At 55.8% G+C, this 13,527-nt stretch carries 11 protein-coding genes and 2 pseudogenes; 3 read left to right on the top strand and 10 right to left on the bottom strand.

Annotation, left to right across the window (positions count from 1 at the left end):
- Positions 1-138: 138 nt before the first annotated feature.
- Positions 139-793 (top strand): annotated as a pseudogene (locus tag QZ506_RS17310) (ABC transporter permease); the annotation flags it as partial.
- 63 nt (positions 794-856) lie between these two features.
- On the opposite strand, the gene panD reads toward QZ506_RS17310, so the two are convergent.
- The 9 genes from panD to thpR form a co-directional block, all read right to left on the bottom strand.
- On the bottom strand, positions 857-1,207 hold the full coding sequence (gene panD / locus QZ506_RS17305) for an aspartate 1-decarboxylase (protein ID WP_291972888.1): 351 nt from the start codon (positions 1,205-1,207) through the stop codon (positions 857-859).
- A 34-nt stretch (positions 1,208-1,241) separates the two neighbouring features.
- Positions 1,242-2,096: a pantoate--beta-alanine ligase gene (panC, locus tag QZ506_RS17300; RefSeq protein WP_291972887.1), complete on the bottom strand. Its 855-nt coding sequence runs from the start codon at positions 2,094-2,096 to the stop codon at positions 1,242-1,244.
- Between the two features lie 59 nt (positions 2,097-2,155).
- A complete protein-coding gene (gene panB / locus QZ506_RS17295; protein WP_291972886.1) occupies positions 2,156-2,950 on the bottom strand; it encodes a 3-methyl-2-oxobutanoate hydroxymethyltransferase in 795 nt (264 codons plus the stop codon).
- A gap of 98 nt (positions 2,951-3,048) precedes the next feature.
- Entirely contained in the window at positions 3,049-3,540 is a 492-nt protein-coding gene (folK, locus tag QZ506_RS17290) for a 2-amino-4-hydroxy-6-hydroxymethyldihydropteridine diphosphokinase (RefSeq protein ID WP_291972885.1), read from the bottom strand.
- The gene (gene pcnB / locus QZ506_RS17285; RefSeq protein ID WP_291972889.1) at positions 3,540-4,940 is read right to left on the bottom strand and encodes a polynucleotide adenylyltransferase PcnB; all 1,401 of its coding nucleotides are present in this window, start codon (positions 4,938-4,940) and stop codon (positions 3,540-3,542) included. The genes folK and pcnB overlap by 1 nt, the downstream gene beginning before the upstream one ends.
- Before the next feature lie 61 nt (positions 4,941-5,001).
- Positions 5,002-5,907, bottom strand: coding sequence for a tRNA glutamyl-Q(34) synthetase GluQRS (gene gluQRS / locus QZ506_RS17280; RefSeq protein ID WP_291972884.1), 906 nt, complete (start codon positions 5,905-5,907; stop codon positions 5,002-5,004).
- A 101-nt stretch (positions 5,908-6,008) separates the two neighbouring features.
- Positions 6,009-6,464: an RNA polymerase-binding protein DksA gene (dksA, locus tag QZ506_RS17275; RefSeq protein WP_291972883.1), complete on the bottom strand. Its 456-nt coding sequence runs from the start codon at positions 6,462-6,464 to the stop codon at positions 6,009-6,011.
- Positions 6,465-6,644: 180 nt separating this feature from the next.
- Positions 6,645-7,376, bottom strand: coding sequence for a DNA/RNA nuclease SfsA (gene sfsA, locus QZ506_RS17270; RefSeq protein ID WP_291972882.1), 732 nt, complete (start codon positions 7,374-7,376; stop codon positions 6,645-6,647).
- A gap of 4 nt (positions 7,377-7,380) precedes the next feature.
- Positions 7,381-7,923 (bottom strand): RNA 2',3'-cyclic phosphodiesterase, encoded by a 543-nt coding sequence (gene thpR / locus QZ506_RS17265; RefSeq protein ID WP_291972881.1) that lies wholly within the window; start codon positions 7,921-7,923, stop codon positions 7,381-7,383.
- 134 nt (positions 7,924-8,057) lie between these two features.
- Here thpR and hrpB point away from each other — a divergent pair.
- Together hrpB and mrcB are read left to right on the top strand one after the other, a co-directional pair.
- Positions 8,058-10,522, top strand: a pseudogene (gene hrpB / locus QZ506_RS17260) (ATP-dependent helicase HrpB).
- A gap of 135 nt (positions 10,523-10,657) precedes the next feature.
- Entirely contained in the window at positions 10,658-13,144 is a 2,487-nt protein-coding gene (gene mrcB, locus QZ506_RS17255; RefSeq protein ID WP_291972880.1) for a bifunctional glycosyl transferase/transpeptidase, read from the top strand.
- A gap of 271 nt (positions 13,145-13,415) precedes the next feature.
- Here the strand turns inward: mrcB and QZ506_RS17250 are convergent.
- A partial coding sequence (locus QZ506_RS17250; protein ID WP_291972050.1) for an IS1 family transposase occupies positions 13,416-13,527 on the bottom strand: 112 nt, incomplete at its 5' end.

Raw genomic sequence — 13,527 nt, 5'->3', positions numbered from 1 at the left:
GACACGCCTGTTTTGGATTAAAATGCTGATCGCTCCGGGATGCATCACCACGCTCTGGATTTAACATACTGATTTTACGTCAAGGGAATCCGCAGCCTTTATGGCTACGCAGCATAATATCTATTTATTCAACAAAGCCTCTTCGGTAGTCTGATTGGCTCCCGTATCGGTGAAATGCACGGTTTCGACTACATGCAGTTTATCGTACCTAGGCTCATCATGATGTTGGTGATCACCAACGCCTATGCTAACGTCGCAGCGTCTTTCTTCAGCGCTAAATTTCAGCGCAATGTTGAAGAGTTGCTGGTGGCGCCCTTTCCGACACACATCATTATTGCCGGTTACGTGGGGGGCGGGGTAGCCCGTGGTGTGCGTGTCGGTGTGTTGGTTACTGTGGTGTCGCTGTTTTTTGTTCCGCTGCACGTGCATGCTTGGTGGGTGGTGGTGGTGGCTACGCTACTGCTGACGGCGGTACTGTTCTCGCTGACCGGATTGCTGAATGTGCTATTTGCCAAAACCTTTGATGACATCAGCCTTATCCCGACGTTTGTGCTGACGCCGTTAACCTACCTTGGCGGCGTGTTTTATTCGCTGACGCTGCTGCCGCCATTCTGGCAAGCGGTGTCCAAGCTTCAATCCCGTGGTGTACATGATAAGCGGTTTCCGCTACGGCTTTCTCGGCATTTAGGATGTACCGCTGGCTTTCACCATGGCGGTGTTGCTGGTGTTTATTCTGGTGTTTTACGTGCTGGCGTGGTGGCTGATCGAACGCGGGCGCGGCCTGCGAAGTTGAGAGAAAAACGGGGCCATTATGGCACCGTTGCTTTTAGACGACCTGAACCGGAATCGCCTTCGCCTAGCGCGACATCACGTTATCACCGGAGAAATAGGCGACTTTCGGGTGATGCGTGCGCGCTTCTTCGTCTGACATCTGTACATAGGAGCAGATGATCAGTTTGTCGCCGACGCAGGCGCAGCGTGCCGCCGCCCCATTGACAGAAATAATGCGTGATCCTCTTTCTGCCGCAATGGCATAGGTAGAGAAACGCGCCCCGTTATCCACGTTGTAGATATCGATGGCTTCGTATTCCAGAATGCCCGCTGCATCCATGAAATCCTGATCGATGGCGCAAGAACCTTCATAGTGGAGATCTGCCTGGGTGACTTTTACACGGTGCAGCTTACCTTGTAGCATGGTGCGTATCACTGTCGGTTACCTCTGTTACTGTCTGTCATGCCAGTCAATCGACCAGAGCGACCTGCTGATTATCAATCAAGCGGGCCTTACCCAGCCAGGCTGCCATAAATACCACCGCGCGCGTGCTGGTCACGGTCAGTTCTTGCAGTGTATCCGCATCGCGAATGTAGAGCTCATCGGGCGTGAACCCGGCTTCGCGTAACGCTTCTGCGGCACTGGTTACTATTTCCTCAAGCTGGCGATCGCCGTTGCTGAGTTTATCTACCATCTGATCCATGATGCGTTTTAGCGCGGGCGCAGACTGGCGCTCTTCCGGGCTAATATAGCCGTTGCGCGAGCTGAGTGCCAGCCCGTCCGGTGCACGGACAATCGGCACTCCGACGATATCAATGTCGTAGCCCATGTCGCGCACCATTTGGCGAATCAGCGCTAACTGCTGGTAATCCTTTTCACCAAAGCAGGCGATATCGGGTTGTACCATGTTAAACAACTTGCTGACAATGGTTGCCACACCGCGAAAATGGCCCGGACGGCTGGCGCCTTCCAGCATGGCAGACAACCCCGGCACCTCGACAAACGTTTGCTGGCCCAGTCCATGCGGATAGACTGTCTCTGGTGACGGTGCAAATACCAGATCCACGTTACGGCGGGTTAACTTTTCGCAATCCTCTTGCAAGGTGCGTGGATAACGTTTCAGATCATCGGGGTTATCAAACTGCATCGGGTTGACGAAAATGGAAACGATAACAATATCAGCGCGTGCCCGCGCCTCGTCTACCAGCGTCATGTGTCCGTCATGCAGATTGCCCATGGTAGGCACCAATGCAATGCGTTTCCCCTCTTGACGCCAGCGGCGAATCTCACGGCGTAATAGCAAAGGGGTTTCAAGAATCAACACGGTCTTGCTCCTTTGTACTCATCATTTTTATTAATACTTGCTGTGGTAAAGGGTTTAGCTTAACGGAACGAATGTTCCTCGGCAGGGTAAAGTCCCTGCTCAACTTCCTGCACATAAAGACGCGCGGCGGCGGGGATGTCGGCGCTGTGTGCTAAAAAGTTTTTAGCAAATTTGGGTGTGTTCTCGCCGGTGATGCCGAACGCATCGTGCATCACCAGAATTTGGCCATCGGTGACGTTACCTGAGCCAATGCCGATAACCGGGATCGAAAATGCCTCGGTGACACGCTGTGCCAGCGGAACCGGCACGCATTCCAGCACCAGCAGTTGGGCTCCCGCAGCCTCCAACGCTAACGCATCATCCAGTAATTGCGTCGCTGCAGCCTCATCGCGTCCCTGAGCTTTGTAGCCACCGAAAATATTCACCGATTGCGGCGTCAATCCCAGATGGCCGCACACGGGTACCGCGCGCTCGGTCAGCATCTTCACCGTGGGGGCAAGCCATTGGCCGCCTTCCAGTTTAACCATGTTGGCACCGGCGCGCATCACTTCCGACGCATTCGTAAACGTTTGCTCTGGCGTGGTATAAGCCATAAACGGCAGGTCAGCAAGAAGCAGGCTCAGCGGGGCACCGCGCCGTACACAGCGGGTGTGATAGGTAATGTCACTGACGGTCACTGGCAGCGTGGAATTATGGCCTTGTAACGTCATGCCCAGCGAATCCCCCACCAGCATCACGCGAATGCCATTGTCGTAGAATAAGCGGGCAAAACTGGCGTCATAGGCGGTAATGGTCGCGAATTTACGCTTATCCTGCTTACACTTGCGTAGGTAGGTTAGGGTTGTCGGTTTCATTGGCAGCCTCCTAGAATCGAAAAAGTCAGGAGAGCATCTTAAAGGAAGCCTGCCTTAAGGCATAGCCGTTGAAGGGGTGAAATGCGACCTGGGTGATATCAGCCTTGCTCCTCCCACAGCGTCATGCCATTGCGTGGCACGGCGGACAGGCGCAAAGCCAGTGCTTCACCGTCAGGAAAGTGCAAATCCGGGGCGATATCGGCCAGCGGATACAGCATGAATTCCCGGTTTTTCATGTCGTAGTGAGGAACGGTTAAACGCGCGGTGTGCAGGGTTTCATTGCCATACAGCAGAATATCCAGATCCATCGTGCGCGGCCCCCAGCGGTGCGCTTTGCGCTCGCGGCCATGCTGCTGTTCAATGGCTCGGGTGTGGTCTAGCAGAATTTCCGGCGCGAGCATGGTGTCCAATGCCACCACCGCATTGAGATAATCGGGTTGATCTTGCGGGCCCAATGGACGGCTGCGATAAAACGGTGAGCAGCACTGCACGCGGGTGTGCGGCACGTTGTCCAGCGCGGCCAGCGCGGAGTTAACCTGTTGTAGCGGATGCGCCAGGTTGCTACCCAGCGCCAGATAAACGCGTGTCACTAGGTTCTTTCTCTGCGCGGCGCACTCGGCTTACGGCGTCGGGAGTGTCGATGTGGCGTAGTGCCATCATCCAGCGTGCTGAGCATGGCTTGCTGGCGCGGCAGCGTGGCGACCTGGAATTCACACCACCATTGAGAGAGACGTTGCAGCTCTGGCTGACGCTCAATTTCGGCACGCAGGCACAACAAATCGTAGGCAGCGCGGAATTTCGGATGCTCCATCAGCTTGTAGGCGCGTTTGCCCTGACGCCGTGACAGGCGCAACTGCAACTGCCAGATATCACGCACTAACGAGGTGATACGTTTGGGAATGGCAAGAGAACGGCACTGTTCGTCCAAAATGTCGTTCATGGCAAGGGCGAAGGAGTCGAAGTAGGTTAATCCACTCTCCTGTGCCAGTTTCTGCGCATGCTCGATCAACGGGTACCACAGCATGGCGGCAAACAGAAACGCCGGATTAACGCGCATGTCATTTTGCAACCTCTGGTCGGTGTTCTTTAACACCAGCGCCACCATTTTTTCCAAATGGCTATCGCTGTTAGGCGTGAAGTGGCGGCTGATCAGCGGGAATATCGGCTGAAACAGTTGGTATTCGCACAGCAAACGGTACGTCGGGTAACCGTAGCCCGCTTGCAACAGCTTCAGAGATTCCTCAAACAGGCGTGCGGCGGGGATATCGTGCAGCAATGTCGCCAGACGTGGAATCGGCTCGGCGGTTTCCGTGCTGATGGTCATGTTCAGTTTGGCTGCGAAGCGCACGGCGCGCAGCATGCGTACCGGATCTTCCCGATACCGTGTTTCGGGATCGCCAATCAACCTGATCACGCCCTGACGCAGATCGTTTAATCCGCCGGTGTAATCACGCACGCTGAAATCGGCGACGCTGTAATAGAGGCTGTTAATGGAAAAATCGCGGCGTTGCGCATCTTCTTCAATGCTGCCAAAAATATTATCGCGTAACAGCATGCCGTTCTGTGCCTGCTGCGAAGTGGTTTTTAGCTGCTGCTCCTGATGTTGCTCGTGATGGCCGCGAAAGGTCGCGACTTCGATCACTTCAGGGCCAAACATCACGTGAGCGAGGCGGAAACGGCGGCCAACCAAGCGGCAATTGCGAAATAGTTTACGTACCTGCTCCGGCGTCGCATTGGTGGTGATATCAAAATCTTTTGGCTTTTTCCCCAGCAGCAGATCTCTTACGCCGCCGCCAACCAGATAAGCTTCATAGCCCGATTTGTTCAGGCGATAGAGTACCTTCAGCGCATTTTCGCTGATATCACTGCGCGAAAGGTTATGCTGGTCGCGCGGAATCACGGTCATAGCCTGACGCACGGGCTCCGCGGTGGCCACGTCATTGTCGCGGCTGAGTACCTTGCGACAGAAATTAGCGACTCGGGTAAAGATGGTACACCTCGATAGTGATGAAAAAATAACGGTACAACAAAAAATAGCGGCTAATCATAGCTCACCGCGCCACCTTTGAGAATGCCGATGTTGCCTCAGCCACCCCGATTAACGGAATTGATGCGAGCGACCAATGGCTAATGGCACACTGTAAAAGGCGCGGCAACGCCATGTCCTGCCACTGCTCCGGCACCGGCTGATTAAGAAAGCGCACCGCGCTTAACAGTACCGGGCGCGGATCGCCATCCGGTAGCGCTGGTGCGTGGTTCTGCTTGGAAAGCTTATTTCCCTGCGCGTTGAGAGCAAGCGGTAAATGGATGCAATCCGGTACCGGATAACCTAGCTGTTGATAGAGCGCGATCTGCCGGACGGTGGGTGCGATCAGGTCTGCGCCGCGCACGATTTCCGTTACCCCTTGATCGTGGTCATCCACCACAACGGCAAGATTATAGGCGAATAATCCATCGCGGCGGTGAATGATAAAATCTTCCTGTGCCAGCGCCGGATCGGCATATAGCTCTCCGCGCAACCTGTCGTGAAAGTGCAACACCGGGTTGTCTTGGCGCAAACGAAGGGCGGCGTGAGTAGGGCCCAGTTGGCGCGTACGGCAATGGCCATCATACTGCCCGCCCAGTGAATGAATGCGTTTGCACGTGCAATCGCAGTAGTAGCACTGGTGGCGCGCTTTCAGTGTGGCCAGCACGTCCAGATAACGCGCATGCCGTTGGGACTGATAAAGCACTGGGCCATCCCACAGCAAACCGTAGTGTTCCAGCTGTGAAAGAATGCGGCTTGCCGCACCAGCAACTTCGCGCGGCGGATCGATGTCTTCAATGCGCACCAGCCAGCGGCCACGATGGGTGCGTGCCGGTAGGTAGCTGCCTAATGCTGCGATCAGGGAAGCAAAATGAAGATCGCCGGAAGGCGATGGGGCAAAACGGCCGGTATAACGATGATTGTCAGGCATACGGGTGAACAATGCCCGCACGTCACTCCCGCATTCGGTGCCGGGAGATGACGCTACGGCAAAAACGTAAAGCGGAACAGCTTTTCCGCCCTACTGTGGGATTATCCCGCCATCTGTTTCTCGCGGATTTCCGCCAGCGTTTTGCAGTCAATGCATAAATCGGCGGTAGGACGCGCTTCCAGGCGACGGATACCAATTTCAACACCACAAGAATCACAGTAGCCGAAGTCCTCGTCTTCGATTTTCTGTAGTGTTTTGGAAATCTTTTTGATCAACTTGCGTTCCCGATCGCGGTTACGCAGTTCCAGACTGAACTCTTCTTCCTGTGCGGCGCGATCGACCGGATCCGGGAAGTTGGCTGCTTCATCGCGCATATGGGAAACAGTGCGATCCACTTCATCCCTGAGTTGATTGCGCCATGCTTCAAGAATACGCTTGAAATGAGCCAATTGGGCGTCGTTCATGTAATCTTCGCCCGGCTTTTCCTGGTACGGCTCCACTCCGGCAATTGCGAGAATGCTCAGAGAAGATGTCTTACGGTTTTGCTCTTCTTGCATGTTGCTTCTCCTACATAACACGACACGCACTATCGATCCCTAAGGGGGGAGAAAAACAGGACGCTATAAATAGCAGATGGAACTGGGGTTGGCAATAATTCCTGTCACAGGCCTGATAAGGTGCCAGGAACCTCGTCGTCACATCCGATAATAAACAACAGGTAAAGGCACCTACCGCCTTTATCGCGTTACGGTTAACGGCAACGGGTACGTGAGCGTAATACCGTCAGGGCATAACGTGGTGGCATAGCAAAAAATTTCAACCCCCTTTTGCCGCGCTTCGCAAAATAATTCTGCATAACGGGCATCGATGTGCTGTGCAGGCGCAACTTCGGCGATGCCAGAGTGCAGCACCGCGAAAAACAGCACTGCACGTTCGCCGTTTTCAGCCACCTGCATCAATTCGCGCAGGTGTTTTTGTCCGCGCTGCGTCACGGCATCGGGAAAAAATCCCTGGTGAGGCGACATATGCAACGGCGTTTGTTGCAATAATGTAACTGACTTCACCTCAATATAGCAGTTAATCTGCCCCGGTGCCTGTAACAGCATGTCAATGCGGCTGTTCTCCGTGCCGTATTTCACTTCGGGGGTGATTTGGCGGCAGCTGGCCAACTCAGGAATGCGTTGCGCCAGCAGCGCTTCATACACCAGATGATTGGCGCGCAGCGTATTGACACAAATCCAATGCCCCTGCGCGGTTTCTGTAAGTTCCCAACTGTGCGCGTATTTACGCTTGGGGTTATCTGAGGTGGAGTACCACACTGTATCACCCGGCGTGGCGCACCCAGTCATCGCACCGGTGTTGGCACAGTGCAGCGTAAAGGTTTCTCCTTCGGGCGTAACCACATCGGCAAGGAAGCGTTTGTAACGCTTAATCAACCGTGCCGGTTTGAGCGGCGGCGTAAAGTTCATCGTGTTATCCTGCGTTATGGTGGGACAACGGCCATTCCGCGACCTGTTGGTAGCGGGTTTTTCCCTGTTCCCAGCGAGATTCATACAGTGCAAAGCGCTCGGCCGACAACGTCCAGTCAAAATTGGCGGGGGGAAGCGCCACGGGGCGCGTGGCACCGCGCAACAATGTGATATGCGGGTGAAAGGGTTGCGGGCTTTGGTAGCAACCGCTGCGCGCCGCTTGTGATCGCAGCAGCGTGGCCAATTGCAGCAAGCAGCGCGGTGCCTGACGGCAGCCCAGCCACACCACGCCCGGGCGCGGCCACTGGCCTACGTCGTTAAGATGCAACTGAAAAGCGGGCTGACGGATTCTGTCGGCCAGCAGCAGAAGGGCGCGCTCTTTTTGCTCGCTCACTTCACCCAAAAAGGCCAGCGTCATATGCATATTGGCAGCAGCGACCGGGTGTCCCGCATCTGGGGCAAAGTGCTGGGCACGCCACTGAACCAGCGTTTGCGCCAGTGCATCGTGCAAGGACAAGGCAAAAAACAGGCGGCGCGTGCTTAACATGACTCTCTCTCTACGCGGATAACCGAGGATGCTACAATGCCGATTCGAAGGCGACAACCACCGCTTTCGCTCAATGCCCTATTTTGTGTGAACATGCGTTGCGCCAGGAAGACGCTATTGTCGAGGAGAATGCTGTGAGTTTACCGCCGGTCAGCGTCGTGCTGAATGAGGTCATTGACGCGTTAGGAAGCGCGCCTCAGGTTTTATTTCACGCACCCACCGGGGTGGGAAAATCCACCTGGCTGCCGCTAAAATTGCTGGAAATGGGCGGGTTCTCTGGCCGGATCATTTTACTTGAGCCGCGTCGGTTAGCGGCCAAAAACGTGGCGTGGAGCCTGGCAGAACAACTGGGTGAAACGCCGGGTGGCACCATCGGTTACCGCATGCGCGCTGAAACGCGCGTCGGCCCCCAGAGGAGCATCGAAGTGGTCACTGAAGGGGGACTGACACGCATGCTGCAACGAGATGCCGAACTGACGGGCGTGTCGCTGGTGATTCTGGATGAATTTCACGAGCGCAGCTTGCAGGCGGATTTGGCATTGGCGCTGCTGCTCGATGTTCAGCAAGGAATGCGCGAGGATCTGGCTCTGCTCATTATGTCCGCCACGCTGGATAACGCGCGTTTGGCTGCGTTATTACCGATGGCGGAGACGGTGGTGTCACAGGGGCGGGCTTTTCCAGTGGATCGCAACTATCAGCCGTTGGGCAATCAGGAACGGTTGGAAGAGGGCATTGCCCGGCAGATTCGCCGTTTGCTGACGGAACAGCCCGGATCGGCGTTGGTGTTTTTGCCCGGCGTGGCGGAGATCAAACGGGTTGAAGCCACGCTGCAAGAGACGCTTACCAGCGATGTGGACCTCTGCCCACTGTATGGCGCATTGACGCTGGCCGACCAGCAGAAAGCGATTCTCCCTGCCGCGCCGGGGCGGCGTAAAGTGGTGTTGTCCACCAATATTGCAGAAACCAGCATGACAATTGAAGGTATTCGGCTGGTGGTCGATAGTGGACTGGAGCGCGTTGCCCGTTTTGATGCGAAAAGCGGGCTGACGCGCTTAGTGACGCAGCGCATCAGTCATGCATCGATGACGCAACGGGCGGGGCGCGCCGGACGACTGGAAGCGGGCTTGTGCGTGCACCTGTGCGCAAAAGATCGGGCGGAGCGTGCCGCCGCACAAAGCAGCCCGGAAATGTTAAACAGCGATTTGAGCAGCGTCTGGCTTGAACTGTTGCAATGGGGCTGCACTTCGGCTGAGTCGCTCACCTGGCCGGATGCCCCGCCGACGCCAGCTCTTGATGCTGCACGTCGTTTGCTGACGCAATTGCAGGTAACCGACAATGCCGGGAGGCTTACGACCCGTGGACGCCATATCGCCCGACTGGGCATCGAGCCTCGTTTGGCGGCTATGTTGCACAGCACCGCACAGCAGGATGCGCAAACGCAGGCCACCGCCTGTCTGTTGGCGGCGCTGTTAGAAGAACCGCCGCGTATGGGACCGCTGGACATTGAGCGTTTACTTGCACGGCCTTCTCCCTCCTGGCGGCAGCGTGCCACGCAGTTGATGACGCGTCTGGTGGGAAAATCGGCGAACTGGCGCGAACCGCAGCACTTTGCCGCATTGCCCGCGCTGCTGGCGTTTGCCTATCCCGATCGCATTGCCCAACGGCGCAGTGCCGATGGCAGTTATCAGTTGGCAAGCGGGCTGGGCGCACGCTTGCCGTTGGACGAGCCGTTAGCGGCGCAGGAGTGGCTGATTGCACCGACACTGATGTTGGCCGAGGGGGGGGGCAGAGCGCTGATGCGCGCATTACGCTGGCGCTGCCCGTTGATATTGATGCGCTTATCGCGCAGCGCACTGACCTGGTATCAGAACAGAACATCGTGCACTGGGATGAAGAAAAAGGTACCCTGCGCGTCAGTCGACGTGAGTGCATTGGCTGCCTGACGTTGCGTTACCAGCCGCTGAATAAACCCTCTGATGAGGCGATGCAGCAGGCGCTGCTCAACTGGGTGCGCGAGCAGGGTCTGGCTGCGCTCAACTGGCAAAACGACGCGGAACAACTGCGGATACGCGTGGCTTGCACGCAGCGTTGGCTCGCCGAGGGCGACTGGCCCGCCATGGACGATGAGGCTCTGCTGGCAAAGTTGGATACTTGGTTGTTGCCGTCGCTGCACGGCGTGCGTGATGTGCGTACACTGCGACAGATTGACCTTTACGATGCGTTGCTGCGCCTATTGGATTGGCCGCTGCGACAGCGGCTGGAAAGCGCTCTGCCGCGCCATTACACCGCACCGGGCGGCAGCCATCTGCCGTTGCGCTATCATCACGATCAGCCGCCGGCGCTCGCGGTGCGTATGCAGGAGATGTTTGGTGAGCGGCAGAACTCCACGGTGGCAGAAGGGCGCGTTGCCGTGGTGTTGGAACTGCTCTCTCCGGCGCATCGACCTTTGCAGATCACGCGCGATCTGGCAGCCTTCTGGCAAGGCGCGTACCGTGAGGTGCAAAAAGAGATGAAAGGGCGTTATCCCAAACACGTATGGCCGGACGATCCTGCCAATACTGCGCCGACGCGGCGCACGAAGAAATACCAGACGCCCTGATACGTTATTGCAACGTATTTCAGACGGTTCTGCTTTTCTGAAACCGGGCGGAACAACAGAGTAAGCGACGACAGTCAGCGCCTACGTCTATAGTGGTGCTGTTATTGTCATTAACCTGACGGAGAAGTAACCGCAATGTCACAGGACGATCGTGAACCTATCGGACGCAAAGGAAGAGCGTCAGGACGAAAACCGCAGCGCGCTCAGGCGACCCGGCGTCGTAGTCGAAGGGATGACTATGAAGAAGAGGATGACGTCTATCAGGATGACATTGATGAAGAAGACGAAGAGTACGATGAGTACGACGATGAGGAGGAGATGAGCAAAAAACCGCGTAAAAAAAGACGCTGGCTTGGGTTGTTCATTAAGCTGTCGCTGGTCTTCGCCATGGTGCTTGCGCTGTATGGCGTCTATCTTGACAGCCAGATTCGCAGCCGAATCGAAGGCAAAGTGTGGCAGCTGCCTGCGGCTGTTTATGGGCGCATGGTGAACCTCGAACCGGGCATGTCCTGCAGCCAGAAAGAGATGATAAACCTGCTGGAAGGGATGCAATACCGTCAGGTATCGCGTATCACCCGGCCGGGCGAATTCAGTGTGCGTGGTAATACCATTGATATATTTCGTCGCCCGTTCGATTTCCCCGATGGTAAGGAAGGGCAGATCAATGCCCGACTGATCTTTACCAACGATCATCTGGCTCAGATCCAAAACCTGGAGAACCAACGTAACTTTGGTTTCTTTCGTCTCGATCCGCGCCTGATCACCATGATGCAATCCCCTAACGGGGAGCAGCGGCTGTTCGTGCAGCGCTCTGGTTTCCCGGATTTACTGGTTGATACGCTGGTCGCGACTGAAGACCGCCATTTTTACCAGCATGACGGCATCAGCTTCCTGTCTATTGGCCGTGCTTTTCTGGCGAACATCACGGCTGGCCGCGCGGTGCAGGGCGGGAGTACCCTGACGCAGCAGTTGGTGAAAAACCTGTTTCTTACCAATGAACGCTCCTTGTGGCGTAAAGCGAACGAAGCCTACATGGCGTTGATCATGGATTACCGCTACAGCAAAGATCGCATTCTTGAGCTGTACCTGAACGAAGTGTATCTCGGCCAGAGCGGCAACGATCAGATTCGTGGTTTCCCGCTTGCCAGCATTTATTACTTCGGTCGTCCGGTTAATGAACTGAGTCTCGATCAGCAGGCATTGTTGGTCGGTATGGTAAAAGGCGCTTCGCTGTATAACCCGTGGCGTAATCCGCAACTGACATTAGAACGCCGTAATCTGGTGCTGCGTTTGCTGCAAAACCAGCAGATTATTGATGAAGATCTCTACAACATGCTGAGCGCCCGCCCGTTAGGGGTGCAGCCGAAAGGAGGCGTGATCACACCACAACCTGCCTTTATGCAACTGGTGCGTCAGGAGTTGCAGCAGCGACTGGGGGATAAGGTAAAAGATCTTTCCGGCGTGAAGATTTTCACCACGCTGGATCCGGTGTCGCAGGATGCGGCTGAAAAAGCGGTGGAAGAGGGGATTCCTGCGCTGCGTGCGGTACGCAACGTTAGCGATCTGGAATCTGCCATGGTGGTTGTCGATCGTTTTAGTGGTGAAATTCGCGCCATGGTGGGTGGTGCTCAAACTCAATACGCCGGTTTTAACCGTGCCATGCAGGCGCGTCGTCCTGTGGGTTCACTGGCAAAACCGCCGACCTACCTGACCGCATTGAGTCAGCCTGACACCTTCCGTCTCAATACCTGGTTGGCGGATGAACCACTCTCGCTCAGGCAGCCGAACGGGCAGGTGTGGCAGCCGAACAACTACGATCGCCAGTTCGGTGGACGCGTGATGTTGGTGGATGCATTAGCCAACTCGCTGAACGTGCCGACGGTCAATTTGGGGATGACGGTTGGGCTGGAGCAGATCAGCAATACGCTGCAACGTTTGGGTATCCCGAAAGAGGTGATCCAACCGGTGCCTGCCATGCTGCTGGGGTCCATCAGCCTGACACCGATGGAAGTGGCGCAGGAGTATCAAACCATCGCCAGCGGCGGTAATCGCGCGCCGTTGTCTGCGCTGCGTTCGGTGATCGCGGAAGACGGTAGCGTACTGTATCAAAGCTTCCCGCAGGCTGAACGCGCGGTGCCTGCTCAGGCGGCGTACTTGACGCTGTATGGCATGCAGCAGGTGGTTGAGCGCGGAACTTCACGCTCATTGGCGGTGAAGTTCCCCAATTACCATCTGGCGGCGAAAACCGGGACCACCAACGATCTGCGCGACAGCTGGTTTGCCGGTGTTGATGGCAAAGAAGTGGCGATCACCTGGGTAGGGCGCGATAACAACGGTCCTGCAAAACTGACCGGTGCCAACGGTGCGTTAACGCTGTATCGCCGCTATCTGGAAAACCAGACGCCGCTGGCGCTGATGCTGACACCGCCGGAAGGCATCGCAACTATGACTGTCGATAGTGGCGGCCAGTTTATCTGTAATGGCAGCGCAGGCCGGGCATTGCCGGTGTGGACGGAAAACACGCAAGCGCTGTGCCAGAGCGCACAACAGCAGCAACAAGCGCCCGCACAGCAAAACGACAGCGGTGTCGCTGATTGGATCAAAGAGATGTTTGGTCAGTAACCACGTCGTTTACGCTGATGAACAACGCACCGACGCGATCTGTGCCGGGGCGTTGTGTTTTTTGGGATTAAAACTCTTGCGAGAGGGGTCTTGTTACGCCTATCATTCCCGCTATTGATAATAATCATTATCGTTCTCTTTTGCGTCGGTAGCACCACGGTAAAAAGCACTGCTACCTGACAAACGGCGAGCAGCAACAACGGGTTACGACGGTTACGCAAAATCCAGACACCTCTTCTCATGGTCGTGTATTCAATGAGTTGATGTAGCATCAAACGTAGTACTCGCGTTCGATGTAAGTACCGATGATCCTATCGTGCATTTCGGATGATTTTGAATATCCGGGCGTCTTGCGATTGAGCAGTTGAAATCGGTTACGCAGT

This window comes from Candidatus Symbiopectobacterium sp. (assembly GCF_020054415.1).
GTDB lineage: Bacteria > Pseudomonadota > Gammaproteobacteria > Enterobacterales > Enterobacteriaceae > Symbiopectobacterium.
This window is presented reverse-complemented; position numbering and strand designations above follow the sequence as displayed.